The organism is Jiulongibacter sediminis (assembly GCF_001306455.1).
GTDB classification, from domain to species: Bacteria; Bacteroidota; Bacteroidia; order Cytophagales; family Spirosomataceae; genus Jiulongibacter; species Jiulongibacter sediminis.
On the sequence record NZ_LGTQ01000006.1, the window covers coordinates 303,358 to 319,318 of the forward strand.

The 15,961-nt window shown below is 39.8% G+C and carries 9 protein-coding genes; 8 read left to right on the top strand and 1 reads right to left on the bottom strand.

Annotated elements, in window-relative coordinates:
• The first annotated feature begins 225 nt into the window (after positions 1 to 225).
• Positions 226 to 3,570, top strand: a complete 3,345-nt coding sequence (gene mfd / locus AFM12_RS07185; protein ID WP_055145929.1) for a transcription-repair coupling factor — start codon at positions 226 to 228, stop codon at positions 3,568 to 3,570.
• Between the two features lie 90 nt (positions 3,571 to 3,660).
• Positions 3,661 to 4,920, top strand: coding sequence for an SUMF1/EgtB/PvdO family nonheme iron enzyme (locus tag AFM12_RS07190; RefSeq protein WP_055145932.1), 1,260 nt, complete (start codon positions 3,661 to 3,663; stop codon positions 4,918 to 4,920).
• A gap of 53 nt (positions 4,921 to 4,973) precedes the next feature.
• Here the strand turns inward: AFM12_RS07190 and AFM12_RS07195 are convergent, their stop codons facing one another.
• Complete coding sequence (locus AFM12_RS07195; RefSeq protein ID WP_082391232.1) at positions 4,974 to 5,660, bottom strand: ComF family protein; 687 nt, start codon at positions 5,658 to 5,660, stop codon at positions 4,974 to 4,976.
• Positions 5,661 to 5,674: 14 nt separating this feature from the next.
• Between AFM12_RS07195 and AFM12_RS07200 the strand changes: the two genes are divergently transcribed.
• The 6 genes from AFM12_RS07200 (at position 5,675) to AFM12_RS07225 (ending at position 15,913) form a co-directional block, all read left to right on the top strand.
• Positions 5,675 to 6,037, top strand: coding sequence for a hypothetical protein (locus tag AFM12_RS07200; protein ID WP_055145938.1), 363 nt, complete (start codon positions 5,675 to 5,677; stop codon positions 6,035 to 6,037).
• Between the two features lie 2 nt (positions 6,038 to 6,039).
• Positions 6,040 to 6,804 (top strand): exodeoxyribonuclease III, encoded by a 765-nt coding sequence (locus AFM12_RS07205; RefSeq protein ID WP_055145941.1) that lies wholly within the window; start codon positions 6,040 to 6,042, stop codon positions 6,802 to 6,804.
• 10 nt (positions 6,805 to 6,814) lie between these two features.
• On the top strand, positions 6,815 to 10,111 hold the full coding sequence (locus tag AFM12_RS07210) for a DUF4175 family protein (protein ID WP_055145944.1): 3,297 nt from the start codon (positions 6,815 to 6,817) through the stop codon (positions 10,109 to 10,111).
• Positions 10,112 to 10,248: 137 nt separating this feature from the next.
• Positions 10,249 to 12,111 carry a tRNA uridine-5-carboxymethylaminomethyl(34) synthesis enzyme MnmG gene (mnmG, locus tag AFM12_RS07215; protein WP_055145947.1) on the top strand — a complete coding sequence of 621 codons (1,863 nt, stop codon included), beginning with the start codon at positions 10,249 to 10,251 and terminating at the stop codon, positions 12,109 to 12,111.
• A 1-nt stretch (position 12,112) separates the two neighbouring features.
• Complete coding sequence (locus AFM12_RS07220) at positions 12,113 to 13,717, top strand: Ig-like domain-containing domain (RefSeq protein ID WP_055145950.1); 1,605 nt, start codon at positions 12,113 to 12,115, stop codon at positions 13,715 to 13,717.
• A gap of 396 nt (positions 13,718 to 14,113) precedes the next feature.
• Positions 14,114 to 15,913: a tetratricopeptide repeat protein gene (locus tag AFM12_RS07225; RefSeq protein WP_055145953.1), complete on the top strand. Its 1,800-nt coding sequence runs from the start codon at positions 14,114 to 14,116 to the stop codon at positions 15,911 to 15,913.
• The last annotated feature ends 48 nt before the right edge of the window (positions 15,914 to 15,961 follow it).

The window sequence follows — 15,961 nt, forward strand, 5'->3', positions numbered from 1 at the left end:
CATTTTCCAAATCGCAATGTAATATTTGCATTGATAATGAAGATTATTCATGCAATTTATACATTCACAAAATCTACTCCTCCCAAACATTTTTCCCCTAATTTTGTGTTGTATTCAAAGACGCCCGAAGGACGGTGCGTCTTTTTTGTGTTTGTGTTCAATATTGTGGTAGCACGACTAAATTCGTCCGATTACGACTCGTGCCACCACTGAATCATATTTTAAATGACATCTGAAGAATTTCTGAAGCTTTTCTCAGAAGATAGTTTTATTAAAAACATTGAGGAACTGGTCAAAAACCATGATAAAAGCCAAATTGAAGGCCTTCATGGCAGCCTTGGAGCTGTTTTAGCCGCTGCTTCCTATAAAAATCAGCCTTTCTCCGGCCTTTTTATACTTGGTGAAAAAGAGGATGCCGCCTACTTCTTTAATGACCTTAAAAATTTGCTGGGAGAGGAGGCTGTGCACTACTTCCCGGCTTCCTATAAACGCCTTTTTGAATATCAGGAGATCGAAAACGCCAATGTTTTGATGAGGGCTGAGCTCATCAACAAGCTCAATCAGGGTCTGGAAAATCCGCTGATCGTTACCTATTCCGAGGCTTTGGCTGAAAAAGTGATCAATAAACAGTCCCTAGTGGCCAATACCCTGAAACTAAGAACTGGCGAAAACCTCGATCTCAATTTCGTGACTGAATTACTGAATTCTTATGATTTTGAACGCACCGATTTCGTGTATGAGCCGGGTCAATATGCCATTCGCGGGGGTATCGTCGATATTTTCTCTTATGCTTCTGATCAGCCTGCCCGTCTCGAGCTTTGGGGAGAGGAGATTGACACCATTCGCTTTTTTGACCCGGAAACTCAGCTTTCCATCAAACAAGTTGAAGAAATCACGATCATTCCGGATGTAGAACACAAACTCAAAAACGAGAAAAGAGAACCATTTTTCAGCTTTTTGCCGGAGCAAACACAGGTTTGGGTCAGAGACCTCAATTTCACCCTGGAAAGAACAGCTGAAAACTTTGAGAAGGTAAGCCAGTCGGTTAAAAATATAGTTGAAAAAAGTGGGGATATTCAAGTTGTTTTTGACCCTGATGAAAGCTTTTTGACCCATAAGAATATTCTCAAAACCGTTCAGGAGTATAAACTGGTGGAGTTTGGCCGCCGGTTTTACTTCAACCACGTTGAGCGAATCAACTACGTTTCTAAATCACAACCGTCTTTCAATAAAGAGTTTAACCTTTTAATTGAGGACCTCAACGAAAGACAGACTGCGGGCTACAGCACCATCATATGCTCTGATCAGCGAAAGCAATTAACCCGTCTAAAGCGGATTTTCGAGGAAATTGACCCTGAAAACAAATTCATTGCCGGTCATTTCTCACTTTCGGAAGGCTTTATTGACCAGCAAACCAAAATTGTTTGTTATACCGATCACCAGATTTTTGAGCGGTACCACCGCTATCATGTCAAAGAAAAATTCAGCAAATCCAAGGCTTTGACCATCAAGGAGTTGAAATCGCTGAAAGCAGGAGACTATGTGACGCACGTGGATTACGGAATTGGCCGCTTTGCAGGTATGGAGTCTGTTGATGTCAATGGACGGAAACAAGAAGCCATCCGATTGGTCTATAAAGACAATGACCTGCTGTATATCAATATTCACTCGCTGCATAAAATTGCCAAATACTCCGGTAAAGAAGGTACGCCACCTACGATGAGTAAACTGGGTAGCCCCGAGTGGGAGACCAAGAAAAAGCGGGTGAAAAAACAGGTAAAAGACATTGCTCACGAGCTGATTGCCCTATACGCGAAACGCCGGGAATCTCATGGAATGGCCTATAGCCCTGATGGATATATGCAGATTGAGTTAGAATCTTCGTTTTTATACGAAGATACGCCCGACCAAGCCAAGGCTACTCAGGATGTGAAAGATGACATGGAAAAGCCCTATCCGATGGATCGACTGGTCTGCGGAGATGTAGGTTTTGGAAAAACGGAAGTGGCTATACGTGCTGCGTTTAAGGCGGCAGCAGATGGCAAACAGGTGGCTGTTTTGGTGCCTACCACCATTCTGGCCATGCAGCATCACAAAACCTTCAGCGAACGTCTGGAGAAAATGCCCGTGACGGTCGATTACCTCAATCGTTTCAAAAAGGCAGCAGACAATACCAGGACTCTGAAGGCTTTGAAAGAAGGGAAGGTAGATATCGTAATCGGTACGCATAAATTGCTCAGCAAAAAGATTGAATTCAAGGACTTGGGCCTTTTGATTATTGATGAGGAGCAGAAATTTGGGGTAAAAGCAAAAGACCGGATTAAAGAGCTTCGCCATAATGTAGATGTACTAACACTCACGGCCACACCAATCCCAAGAACGCTGCATTTTTCATTGATGGGTGCTCGTGATCTTTCGGTGATTGCCACACCACCACCAAACCGTCAACCCGTAACTACTGAGGTGAAAGTATGGCAGGAAGAAACCATTCGCGATGCCATTTCAAATGAGTTACGAAGAGGAGGACAGGTGTTTTTTGTGCACAATCGCATAAATGACATCGAATCCATCGCCAATATTATTCTACGTCTGGTGCCAGATGCTAAAATCGGCGTAGCTCATGGGCAGATGGAGGGTGATAAGCTCGAGAAAATCATGATGGCGTTTATAGATGGTGATATTGACATTCTTATGTCAACCAACATCATCGAATCCGGGCTTGATATTCCAAATGCCAACACCATTATCATCAATCAGGCTCATATGTTTGGGATGTCTGACCTTCACCAGATGCGGGGTAGGGTAGGGCGATCTAACAAAAAGGCCTATTGTTACTTGCTGACTCCGCCGCTTTCTAGCCTCACCCGTGATGCACGCAAAAGAATGCAGACATTGGAGGAGTTCTCAGATCTGGGTGACGGCTTCAAAGTTGCCATGAGAGACCTCGATATCAGAGGAGCCGGTAACCTGCTGGGTTCTGAACAAAGTGGCTTTGTAAATGATCTGGGCTATGAGCTATACCACAAAATTCTCGACGACGCCGTCAAAGAGTTGAAAGAGAAGGAGTTCAAATCACTCTTTGAGAAAGAACTCGCTGCTGAAGAATTCACTGTTGATGATTGTCAGGTCGAAACCGATCAGGAGATCCTGATTCCTGAAGATTATATCAGCAACATTTCTGAGCGACTCTCTGTTTATAACTCCATTGATGCCTTAAAAGACCAGGATGAGTTACAGTCTTTCCGTGATTCTTTGATTGACCGTTTCGGTAAATTGCCTCAGGCGGTTGAAGATTTGTTTGAAATCGTGAAAGTACGCTGGAAAGCTCAAAAGCTTGGTTTTGAAAAACTAACGTGGAAAAATAATATCCTGAAAGCCTATTTCGTTTCATCAAAGCATGTCGAATATTATCAGGCGGATAAATTTGGCAGAATTCTTGATTATGTAAAATTGAACCCGAGAAAGTGTTCTCTGAAACAAATCAAAGAAAAGCTCATGCTGAAGGTGAATCATGCTGATTCCATTGACAGAATTGAGTCTGTTTTTGATGATATAATGAAGCATATCTAGAAGAAACCATAGAAAGAGGCCTTTGGGGTCAAAAAACAAGTATTACATTTGCGAAAGTTGCTTTCGTAATAAACTAATAATAAGAAAAACATGAAGAAACTATTTGTCGGAGTTTCGCTTTTAGCTACGTCGCTTTTCGTCTTCACAGGATGTAAGGAACAAAAACGCACCAGCTTAAAACCAGGCAAAACCAACGGTGCTACCGGGATTGCCTATGGTGATAAGAAGAGTGATGAAGGATATAAAGTTTCTGATTTTGAAGGGCAGCCTACCGGACCAAACCTGGTTTTTATTGAAGGCGGTCGTTTCACAATGGGAACCGTTGAAGAAGATATTACTTACAAAAGAGATAACCTGGAGAGAACTGTAACTGTTGCTTCTTTCTATATGGATGAAACAGAAATCTCAAACATGGATTACCTGTTTTATCTCTACAATATACAGCAGGATTCTACTCGTGAATTTTATGAATCAGCATTACCAGACACCACTGTTTGGGCCAGTTCTATGTCATTCAACGACCAATATGTAGATTACTATTTGCGTTATCCTGGTTTTAGAATGTATCCGGTGGTAGGGGTTTCCTGGATTCAGGCCAATGACTATTCAAATTGGAGAACCAAAGCCGTTAACAACAGACTGGCTGAAGAAAATTCCGGTGGTAAAAAAGGCGGAGGACTATCTTTCGGAAAGAAAAAGAAAAACCAAGGTGCTGAAGGCTTAGCAGCAGAGACACCGGTTGAGGGTTCAAGACCTGCCATTGAAACCGGGTATGTTTTACCGAGTTACCGTCTGCCTACTGAAGCGGAATGGGAGTACGCCGCTAAAGCGATGATTGGTACACAATATATTGATGAAAACCAGTCTAATCAGCGTATTTATCCATGGGATGGCTCTTCAATGCGTAAAGACCGTGGCAAAAACAAAGGTATGATGATGGCCAACTTTAAGCGTGGTCGTGGTGACTATGCGGGTATTGCCGGTAAGTTGAATGATGAAAACATTATCACTGCTGAAGTTTACTCTTTCGCTCCTAATGATTTCGGTTTATACAACATGGCTGGTAACGTAAACGAATGGGTTTATGACCTTTACCGTCCAAACTCTTATCAGGATTTCAACGATTTGAACCCGATCAGAAGGAATGATTATCAGGATGATGAGAAGCTTTACGACAAAGAAAACTTCAACTCATTGATCGATAACCAACAAAGAGTTTATAAAGGCGGATCTTGGAACGACGTAGCCTACTGGCTATCACCGGGTACCAGAAGATACCTTGATCAGGATTCATCCACAGCGACTATCGGCTTCAGATGTGCCATGATTTCAGTTGGTACTCCACAGTAATAGTTTAAAATATTTGATGGAAAAGCCTCTGAGAAATCAGGGGCTTTTTTCGTTCAGAGAGCTGCTGCAATAGTGAGAATCGAAAGCTCTGAACATCCTGATGCCAGCAATACCGCTCCTGCGACTTCCAGTGTAGCTCCTGTAGTTAAAACGTCATCAACCAAAGCGATTCTTTTACCTCTTACAGCCTCAGGATTTGGTACTTCAAAAACACCTTCCATATTTTGAAATCGCTTAAATCTTGATTTATTCGTTTGCGTTTCTGTGAAAGCTGTTCTAATCAAAATATCCTCTTCACGTGGAACGTTAAGCTTTATAGATAGGCCTTTGGCAAAACAATCGGCCTGATTATAACCTCTTCTCTTTTTCTTTTCAGGATGCAACGGTACACCTAAAATCAGGTCAATTTCTTTATCAAAGTCTTTGGTTTTGAGATCATTACCATACCATTCTCCAAGGTACTCGGCCAGCTCAGGTTTGTTTCTGTATTTCAACTGGTGCAGAATATGCTGAACAGGACCGTTTTTGGTGAATTGTAGAAATGAATAGGTATTTTTGACATTGATCTTTCCCCAGAATTTTCTGGCCAAAAACTCATCCTCGAAATATTCGGTTTTGAATTTGGGCAGATGGAGGTGACAGGAAATACAAATGTGTTTTTCGTACGTTGTCAACGTATTTTCACAGGCTGAGCAAAGCCTCGGAAAGTAAAAGTCCTGGATATAGTGTAATGGATTCATAGAAGAAATTTAGAATGTTTAAATCTGATAATCAAGATATTGACGAAAACTGGAAGAAAATTCTGGAGTTTTTGAAACAGAATTTTGGCAAAAAGCCCTCTGACCTGAAAGGTGTTCTCTTTTTGATAGGAATTCAGGAGCTAGGGAAAGGGCCACAGAATTTCTCCAAAGAGCAAAAGCAGGATTTGATTCACATTGCTACCTGCAAGGTTTTAAGTCAGGGGAATTATTACACTTTGCTCGGCACCGATGAAGACGGCTGGCCACACTGGGAGTTAATTAAAAAGCTGCCGGCTTTTGATTTGTTTTCACAGGAAACACTCCTGAAACATTATGTTATTCAGTACTTTAAGACCGAATTAGGACTGCATATTTAGAAATGAAAATTTACTCTTTCAATGTTAACGGCATCAGAGCCGCCATAAAAAAAGGACTTTTGGAATGGTTAGAGACAGAAAAACCGGAGGTGCTTTGTCTTCAGGAAATAAAGCTCTTTGAAACAGAATTAGTTGAGCCTGACTTTACCGCTCTAGGATATCACTGTTACTGGTACCCGGCTCAGAAAAAAGGATACAGCGGTGTGGCTATCTTAACCAGAATTGCTCCTAAGAATGTAACTTATGGTATGAACATTGAGCTTTTTGACTTTGAGGGTAGAGTTATATCAGCTGATTATAAAGATTTTAAACTGATTAACGCCTATTTCCCTTCCGGCACTACCGGTACAGTTCGGCAGGATGTTAAAATTCAGTTTTTAGAAGATATGCATCAGTACATTCATGAAATAAAGAAAGAGCAACCAAACCTCATTTTATGCGGTGATGTCAATATCTGTCATAGAGAAATTGATATCCATAACCCTGTTGGTAATAACAACAGCTCAGGTTTTTTGCCTGAAGAGCGTGCCTGGGTAGGGGAGTTTCTTGATTCCGGTTTTCTGGATACTTTTCGTTATTTTAATCAGGATCCCCATCATTACAGTTGGTGGTCGTACCGGGCAGGAGCCCGAGGGAATAATAAAGGTTGGCGTATTGACTACCTTTTTACTTCAAACGAAATGGAGGATCAGCTGGCAGACGGTAAAATTCATCCGGATATAGTTATGTCAGATCACTGCCCTGTTTCGTTAACATTAAAGACATAAAGAGCTTATTATGAGCAATTCTATACAGATTCTCAATCAGAAAATTGGGGAGTATAAAAGCAAATATTACAAAAATCAGCTGATCAAAGGCCTTCTCACTTCAGTGGGTCTGGTTATATCGGCCTTTTTGTTTATCAATTTTATCGAATATTTCGGGCGATTTGGAAGCACGTTCAGGGGGCTTCTCTTATTTGCTTTTGTTGCGGTTTCGCTCTACACATTAGTTTACCTTATCGGAAAACCTCTGATGTACTTTTTTAAAGTCAGACAAGGCGTAACCGATCACGATGCAGCCGAGAACATCGGAAAATTCTTTCCTGAAATAGGGGATAAGCTGCTCAATACCTTACAGTTATCCTCTAACGCTGATAAAACCAATCAGCTTTTACTGGCCAGTATTGAGCAAAAAAGCAGCAATCTGACTTTCTACAAATTCTCAGATGCCATTAACCTGGGTGAAAACAAGAAATACCTGAAATATGCTTTACCTCCTTTGGTGTTGCTACTTTTTATTTCAGCCATTTCTCCTTCATTTTTCAAGAGCAGCGAACGCATCATTAAGTTCCGGCAGGAGTTTGTTGAAGAAGCTCCTTTCGATTTCGTAATCCAGAATAATGATTTACAGGCTTACAGAAATGAAGACTACACCTTAAACCTGAAACTGGAAGGTTCCGCAATTCCTGATGAAGTTTACTTAGTGTATAATGACAGAAGGTTCAGAATGAATCCTTCCGAAAATGGGGGAGAAGCTGAATACAGCTATACTTTCAATAAGCTTCAGCAAAATGTCAAATTCAATTTTTTGGCCTCCGGTTTTCAATCGGAACATCATGAATTAAGTCTGTTAAACCGTCCTGAATTACTTGCATTTGATGTGGTAGCCTCTTACCCTTCATATTTAGGTAAAAGGCCTGAGAAGCTTCAAAACGTGGGTAATCTGATAGTTCCGGAGGGCACCAACCTCCGTTGGATTTTTAACACGCAATACGCCGACTCGCTTTCTATTCTTTTTGACAATGACCTGCTTCAAGCCGCTAAAAGAAACAACAGCAATGAGTATGAATTTGACAAGAGACTATTTGAATCAACTGATTATCAAGTAGTTATAAAAAACAATCAGATCAAAAACAACGAAAATATCTCCTATTACATCAATGTGATCAAAGATCAATACCCTAAAATTGATCTGGAACAGATCAAAGACACCACCTTATACAATTACATTGCCTTTGGCGGAAATATCGCAGATGATTATGGCTTCACCGATTTCAAATTAAAATATAGAAAGCAAAATCAGGATGCTGATTTCAAAGAAATTCCAATCGCCATAGATAAGGGTCAGCTCTCACAAACCTTCTATCATCAATTTGAAATCTCAAAGCTTGGCCTCACTCAGGAAGACGAAATCGAGTATTATCTGGAGCTCAGAGATAACGATGGTGTTCATGGTCCTAAAGCAGTGAAATCTTCTATCATGACTTTTGGCATGCCTTCGGCCAAAGAGTTTGATGAGGAAGTTGAAAAGCAAATAGAGGATACCGAAAAGAAGATGGAAGACCTTCTTCAAAAATCTCGTGACCTGAAAAGAAGCCTTGAAGAAATTGACAAAGATCTCAAGACCAAAAAGGATGTCGATTATCAAGAGAAGAAGAAAATTGAGGAGCTGATTAAGAAACGTCAACAAATGCTTGAAGACCTCAAAAAACTTCAGGAGCAATATGACAAGATGCAGGAGAAGCAAAATCGTTTTCAAGAGCAATCGCCTCAGATGCAAGAAAAGATGGAGCAGCTGCAGAAGATCATGAACGAGCTCATGAAAGATGAGAACAATGAGCTTTTCAAACAGCTTGAAGAGATGCTTGAAAAAAATGAGGAAGACAAACTCATGGAGCAGATTGAGAAAATGAAAAATGAGGAGCGTAATCTGGACAAGGACATTGATCGTACGCTCAAGTTATTCAAGCAAATGCAGCTCAAACAGAAAGTGGATCAGGTAGCAAAAGAACTTGAAGAACTAGCAGAAAAGCAGGAAGAGCTTGCTGAAAAAACAGAAGAAAATAATGAAGCTGAAAAAAATAAGGAGCTCGCTAAAGAGCAGGAAAAGCTCAACAAGGAATTTGAAGAGAAAAAAGAAAAACTGAACGACATCGAGAAACTAAGTAAAGAGCTTAGAAAAGAGACAGATACCCAGGAAGAGAAACAAGAAGAGGTTTCTGAGCAGCAGGAAAAGGCTCAAGAGCAACTTCAACAGCAAGACAATCAAGGCTCGAGTAAATCTCAAAAGAAGGCTGCGAAATCAATGAAAAGTATGGCAGAGGCCATGCAAGCCCAAATGCAGTCAGCTGAGATGAAACAATTAGATCTTGATCTCGATGCCCTTCGGGCCATTCTTGAAAATCTGGTTACGCTTTCGTTTGACCAGGAAAATCTAATGAAAGGATTTAAAGGCTTGTCTAAATCTGATCCACGTTTTGTAACCTACTCACAGCAACAATTAAAACTGGTTGACGACGCCAAGGTGATTGAGGACAGCCTCTATTCATTAGCTCAACGTGTTATGCAGATTGAGAGTTTTGTTACCCGTGAAGTCACTGATATGAAAAACAGTATGGATGAGTCTATCACTCTTTTGCGTGAACGTGAATTACCAAAAGCTTCTGCTAAGCAGCAGTTCAGCATGACATCTATGAACAACTTGGCTCTTATGCTTAGCGAGACTTTTCAGCAAATGCAGGAAATGATGGCCGCTATGAGTATGCCGGGTAGCGGTAAAGGCGGTAAACAAGGAGCTATGCCAATGCCAGGAGTAGGGGAGCAGCAGCAGCAACTAAACCAACGAATGAAAGGCCTCGGTAAGAACGGGCAAAATGCCTCGGAGATGTCAAAAGAACTTGCCAAAATTGCGAACGAGCAGGCCAAGATTAGAAAGCGTATTCAGGAGATGCAAGAACAAATGAATGGTACCGAGATAGGTAAAAAACTTGGTGGTGATCTTCAGAAGCTTCAACAAGAAATGGACGAAACTGAAAAAGACCTGATCAATAAGCGTATCAATCCTGAATTATTTAAGCGTCAGCAGCAGATCGAAATCAGACTTTTAGAAGCTGAAAAAGCCATCAAAGAACAGGAGTTAGACAACAAGAGAAAGTCTAAAACAGCTGTAGAATTTAACAGAACTTCGCCGCCATCTCTTGAAGAGTTTATGAAAGAGAAACAGAAACAACTAGAACTCATACGGACTACACCTCCGAATTTTACACCTTTTTATAAACAAGAGACTGACAATTACTTCAGGCGTTTAAACTAAATATTGACATTGATTAATTTTGTAAGGCGGTTTGGAACACCGCCTTTTTTAATTCTGTTTAAAGACAAAATCTGAAGTTTCCACGTGGAACACATAATGCGAAAGAATGTCGCGTTCCACGTGGAACACCAAAATATATGTTCGAAAAGTACGACGTAATAGTAGTAGGAGCAGGCCACGCTGGCTGTGAAGCAGCTCATGCAGCTGCAACGATGGGATCAAAGGTTTTACTCGCTACTATGAACCTACAAACCATTGCTCAGATGTCTTGCAATCCTGCAATGGGTGGAGTTGCCAAAGGTCAAATTGTTAGAGAAATTGACGCTCTGGGTGGAATGTCGGGGATTATCTCTGATAAGACTATGATCCAATTTAGAATGTTAAACCGTTCTAAAGGACCTGCCATGTGGAGCCCAAGATGCCAGAGTGATAGATTCCGCTTTTCAGAAGAATGGCGTTGGGCTCTCGAAGCCAATACCAATATTGACTTCTGGCAGGAGATGGTTACTGGCTTGATTATAGAAGACAAAAGAGCAATAGGTGTCATAACCTCATTAGGTCTTAAAATACATGCAGACACAGTCGTACTTACCAATGGTACTTTTCTTAACGGACTCATACATATAGGTGAGAAAAACTTTGGCGGTGGTAGAGCAGGGGAGAGAGCGTCGGTAGGATTAACAGCTGATCTTGAAAAACTAGGTTTTAAATCTGGTAGAATGAAGACTGGAACCCCTCCAAGAGTTGATAAACGTTCCATTGATTTCTCTAAGATGGAAGAACAACTCGGAGATGAAAACCCTGAGAAATTCTCTTACACCAATACTCCTTCATTAAAACAACAACGCAGTTGCTGGATCAGCTGGACCAACCAAGAGGTTCATGACGAACTGAAAAAAGGTTTTGATAAATCCCCCATGTTTAACGGTAAAATAAGAGGTCTCGGTCCCAGATACTGTCCTTCAGTAGAAGATAAAATCAACAGATTTGCTGACAAAGATCGTCATCAAATCTTCTTGGAACCTGAAGGTTGGGATACCGTAGAAATGTATGTCAACGGATTTTCTACATCCCTTCCTGAAGATATTCAGTATAACGCCATCAGAAAGATACCAGGTTTTGAAAATGTAAAAATGTTCAGACCGGGGTATGCCATTGAGTACGACTATTTTCCTCCAACTCAGTTGAAACTCACGCTGGAAACCAAACTGGTGGAAAACCTCTACTTCGCCGGTCAAATCAATGGTACTACAGGATATGAAGAGGCGGCATCTCAGGGTTTGATGGCTGGTATTAACGCACATCTAAAATCAAAGAAAAAAGATCCATTTATCCTGAAAAGAAATGAAGCATATATAGGAGTTCTAATTGATGATCTCATAAATAAAGGTACCGATGAACCATATCGTATGTTCACCTCACGTGCTGAGTTCAGAACTTTACTCCGACAGGATAACGCCGATATAAGATTAACACCTAAAGCTCATTCTATTGGCTTGGCTTCAGTAGAAAGACTTGAAAGAGTTAAGGTGAAAATAGAACAATCAGAAGAAATCTATTCCAGTCTTCAAAATATGAAGGTTGATCCGAGCGAAGCTAACGGTTTTCTGGAGAGCAATAGTTCTTCAAGCCTAAGAGAGCGGACAACACTTTATAACCTATTGAAAAGACCAGAACTGAATATTGATCAACTCAGAGAAGTCTCACCTGATCTTGATTCTTTATTAGTGTCAACGGACAACGAAGTCATACAACAGGCTGAAATAAAAGTGAAGTATGAACGCTACATTGAGAAAGAACTTCAAATGGCAGAGAAAATGAATAAGCTTGAAAACTTATCCATCAATCCTGACTTCGATTATGAGAAACTGACGTCACTTTCTATTGAAGCAAGACATAAGTTAAAAGATATTAAACCAGCGACCTTAGGGCAAGCTTCTCGTATAAGTGGCGTTTCTCCCGCAGATATTTCTGTACTCATGGTATACCTAGGCAGATAAAATGAATAGACTTTTTACGGTATTAGTACTTGCTCTTCTTTTTCAACGTTGTGCTCAGTTTGTACCTCCTACTGGTGGACCAAAGGATGAAGACCCTCCTGAGCTAGTAGCATCATCACCTCAAAACCAAACATTAAACTTCAAGGGAAAAACTATACAGATGGAATTCAATGAACTCATTGACGCCACTTCCCTTAGACAAGAACTGATCATAACTCCAAAACCTGAAGGAGCTATAGATATAAAAACTAAACCTTACAGTGTTGAAATATCATTTGACGAGAAGTTCCTTGACTCCACAACCTATACCATGAATTTCAGAAATGGTATAAAAGATCTTAATGAGAAAAACCCCGCAGAGAATTTAAAACTCGTTTTTAGTACTGGTAACTTCATAGACTCATTAAGTATAAAAGGCAAAGTAAAGAATCTTTGGACAGGTGATCCATCAGACAAGACTACTGTAGCTCTCTACGATACCAACTCAAACGACACCATACCACTATTAAAAAGACGACCGAAATACTTTTACACCACTGACACCTCAGGGGTCTATAACTTTGAAAATATCAAAGCTTCAAGCTATCGCCTTCTCGCTTTTAAGGATGAGAATGTCAATCTCTACTTTGACAGCAAAACAGAGCTTTTCGGTTTTCTTCAAGACACCATACATCTGGATTCAAATATTATTGATCTCAATTTAGAGGTTTACCCAAATAACACTGATCCTCCTAAAATCAGAAGATCATTGTCAAGACAAACAAATTACTCCATCACCTTTGATAAAAACTTAAAATCTGCAGAAGTAGTATATCTCAAATCTGAAGACAGTCTTACCTACAAATTTTCCCCTCAAGAAATCCTATTTTTCAACTACCCTGAAACAACAGACACAACACAAACTAAAATAATAGTTCAAGACTCGGTGGGTAAAACTCTTGAAGACACACTTAAAATCTACTTCAGTACTATCAATTCACGTCCTTCCAATTCTAATCCTGAAATTTTAAGAATAAGAGCTCGTGATATACAGGCCAACTCTAAAATTAAAATTCCTGAGTTTTATCACCTCAGCTTTGAATATCCCATTACATCTATCGATACCTCTAAACTTTCAATAACGGCAGATACCACATTTAATCAGCCTTATCAACTCAATTGGCTAGACCCTTCACATACAGAACTCCAAATACAATTTTCAACCTCAGCCGAACGAGAGCTCAAAATGTTGATTGAACCGGGAGCTATAACTAACTACAGATCAGACACTAATAACACTTATCAACTTATTAACACACTTTATCAACAGGATGAATATGGTTCCTTGGATGGTAAGTACGATCAATTTGAAGGTCAGAAAATAGTTGAACTCTTAGACTCCAGAACCTTGGAAGTAACAGAACGTCAAGTCTTTACTGATTTCTATAAGTTCCCACAAGTTATACCTGGCAACTATAAAATCAGAATTATTGAAGACACCAACGAAAATGGTCAATGGGACACTGCCAATTTTGACGAAAATAAATTGCCAGAAAGGATAGTGATCTCCCGTGGAATCATAAAACTCAAAGCTAATTTCCAATTAAGCGACATCCAGCTGGATTGATGTGAATAAGTCTGTAGATTAACGGTGATAAGTGTGGATTTAACACCTATTTAATTCACAGCATTTCACATTGAATCCGTTGATAACAAAAAAGTGGTGGAATAATGCACCAAAAAACACTTTATACTCATCTTCTCCAACACTTATTTACCAGTGAAAAACTAAAGGAATTTCTCTCAGAAATTAAATGTGAAATTGACAAGAAATCGTGGACAATTCGTTAAGATACTTAAAACCAAAAACTTAAATGTGGAATAGATTTTGGTTTATTCACATCAGAATTTGACTTAAAAACAAACGTTATTTCAAATACTTACACCAATAAAAATTAGCCACAAATCCACAGGTGTAATAGTTAAAAACAATAAATAATATAATATCCTTACTTTTATATTTATGAGAAGGTTATATACACTAATCATAGTTTTGTTTTCACTCGCCGCGGTCCGGGCTCAGAACCTGGAGCTGGCAACAGAATATTATAATCAGGGTGAGTTTGAAAAGGCTGTGGAGTTGTATGAAAAACTTAGCCGGAAAAAGGAAAACAGCAGAGCTATTCATGAAAACTACTTTAATGCTCTGGTACGTTTGAAAAGTTTTGATGAAGCTGAAAGCTATCTGAAGGCTGAAATCAAAGACTTTCCTGAACTTATTATTTATAAAGCGGATCTCGCATATCTCTATGAGTTATCAGATCAAACCGAAAGAGCAGAAGAGGCTTATCAAGATTTAATTGAAGAAGCTTCATCTAAAGATGCTTACGTTTATCAATTGCAAAACTTCTTCTATCGAACAAATAAGATGAATACCTTAATTGAGATGTTATTAAAATCTCGTGAAAGGTCAAAATCAGTAGATAAGCACAATATACAGCTGGCCAGAGCTTATTTATATGCCGGTAAAAAAAAGGAGATGCTTGAAGAAGTTTTCTCCTATGGCATTTCTCATCCTCAATCAGACTACGTTCAGCGTACTATTCAGGATAATATCAAAGATGAAGCTGAAATTGAAATGTTGCAGAAATTACTCTACACAAAGATTCAGCTGAATCCGGAGTTGGTTTACTATAATGAGATTCTAATCTGGCATTTTATTCAACTTGGGGAGTTTGGTCGTGCATTTACTCAGGAAAGAGCTTTAGACAGACGTTTAGGCTTGGGTGGTGTAAAGGTTTATGAACTTGCTAATCTTGCGTATAAGAACAATCAATACCGTGATGCTGCCAGAATGTATCAGTACGTTCTAAACGAATACCCTGAAGCAGACTATTACGCTTATGCCAGGCGTCTTAACATTCAGTGTCGGGAGGAGATCATCAAAAATACTTTTCCGCTCAGCAGAGAGGATATTATAGGGCTCATAGAGCAATACGAAAGTTTGCTTCAGGATTTGGGTAAAACTACAAAGACGATGGATGCTTTGAGAAATATGGCCTTGCTCCATGGTTTCTATCTTGATGATCATGATAAAGCCATTTCTATTCTTGAAGATGCCATTGCCAATGCCGGTTCAAACTTTAATTTCAAAGATCAGTGTAAGCTTGATCTTGGAGACATTTATATTCTGAAAGACGAGCCCTGGGAGGCAACTTTGCTATACATGCAGGTTGAAAAATCTCAAAAAGAGGATCATCTCGCCGAAATCGCAAAGCTAAAAAACGCTAAAATGTATTACTACACAGGCGAATTTGAGCTTTCAAAAGAAGTCCTAGATATTCTTAAAAAGGCCACAACGCGTGAAATCGCGAACGATGCCATGCATTTAAGTCTGCTTATTCAGGATAATTTAGGACTTGACACTACAGAAGCCGCTATGAGGGCCTATGCAGGCGTAGATCTCCTGTTATTTCAAAATAAAAATACGGAGGCTCTACATCAACTTGATTCCTTATTTGAGCTTTATAAATCTCATAGCCTCGCTGACGAAATTCTTTGGTTGAGGGGTAAAACACATTACCGACTTGATCATATCAATCAGGCCCTTTATGATTTTAACGCTATTGTAGAAAACTACAAATTTGACATTTTGGCTGACGATTCCCTGTATATGCTTGCCAAGATTTATGATCAGAACCTCGGTGACAAAAACAAGGCAATGGAACTGTACAGACAAATTCTTTCTGATTTTCCAGGCAGTATTTATGGCTCTGAAGCCAGAAAAAAATACCGTGAACTACGTGGCGATTTTGTGTTTTAATCGGCTATTCCGTTTGGTTATATACTAAATTTCAAGGCCTTGGCGTTG

Bases quoted from the DNA above. Each gene is read 5' to 3' on its own strand.
- mnmG (WP_055145947.1), top strand. From the start codon at position 10,249: ATGTTCGAAAAGTACGACGTAATAGTAGTAGGAGCAGGCCACGCTGGC.
- AFM12_RS07195 (WP_082391232.1), bottom strand. From the start codon at position 5,660: ATGAATCCATTACACTATATCCAGGACTTTTACTTTCCGAGGCTTTGC.
- AFM12_RS07200 (WP_055145938.1), top strand. From the start codon at position 5,675: ATGTTTAAATCTGATAATCAAGATATTGACGAAAACTGGAAGAAAATT.
- AFM12_RS07190 (WP_055145932.1), top strand. From the start codon at position 3,661: ATGAAGAAACTATTTGTCGGAGTTTCGCTTTTAGCTACGTCGCTTTTC.
- AFM12_RS07205 (WP_055145941.1), top strand. From the start codon at position 6,040: ATGAAAATTTACTCTTTCAATGTTAACGGCATCAGAGCCGCCATAAAA.
- mfd (WP_055145929.1), top strand. From the start codon at position 226: ATGACATCTGAAGAATTTCTGAAGCTTTTCTCAGAAGATAGTTTTATT.
- AFM12_RS07210 (WP_055145944.1), top strand. From the start codon at position 6,815: ATGAGCAATTCTATACAGATTCTCAATCAGAAAATTGGGGAGTATAAA.
- AFM12_RS07220 (WP_055145950.1), top strand. From the start codon at position 12,113: ATGAATAGACTTTTTACGGTATTAGTACTTGCTCTTCTTTTTCAACGT.
- AFM12_RS07225 (WP_055145953.1), top strand. From the start codon at position 14,114: ATGAGAAGGTTATATACACTAATCATAGTTTTGTTTTCACTCGCCGCG.